1 pseudogene is annotated in these 535 nt (G+C 35.9%); it reads left to right on the forward strand.

The annotated features are described in order from the left end of the window. Positions 1–535 (forward strand): annotated as a pseudogene (locus IRT38_RS17460) (IS4 family transposase); the annotation flags it as partial.

Below are 535 nucleotides of genomic sequence, written 5' to 3' on the forward strand. Positions count from 1 at the left end.
CTTGGATAGAACCAACTGGAAATGGGGAAAACGAGATATCAATATCTTGATGTTAGCCATCGTCTATCGTGGAATAGCGATACCTATTGTTTGGACATTGCTCAATAAACGTGGCAATTCAGATACAAAAGAGCGTATTGCTTTGATTCAACGCTTTATCTCCATTTTTGGTAAAGATCGTATTGTGAATGTGTTCGCAGACAGAGAATTTATCGGTGAGAAATGGTTTACATGGTTAATTAAAAATGACATTCACTTCTGTATACGTGTTAAAAAAACTTTATTGTGACCAATCACTTAGCCAAGAATCATAAAATTAGTGATTTATTTCGTCATCTTCAAGTTGGTCAAACAGAATGTCGTAAACGACGTATTTGGGTTGGTCGAGTGAAACTATATATTAGTGCGCTACGATTAGAAGATGGAGAACTTTTACTTGTTGTTTCTCCTATGTTTAATGCTTCTGCTATTGGTGATTATGCATTACGCTGGGAAATCGAAACCTTATTTAGTTGTCTCAAAGGACGTGGATTCA

Origin of the sequence: Acinetobacter sp. SK-43 (assembly GCF_015351505.1) — a bacterium.
In the GTDB taxonomy this organism is placed as follows: Bacteria; Pseudomonadota; Gammaproteobacteria; order Pseudomonadales; family Moraxellaceae; genus Acinetobacter; species Acinetobacter junii.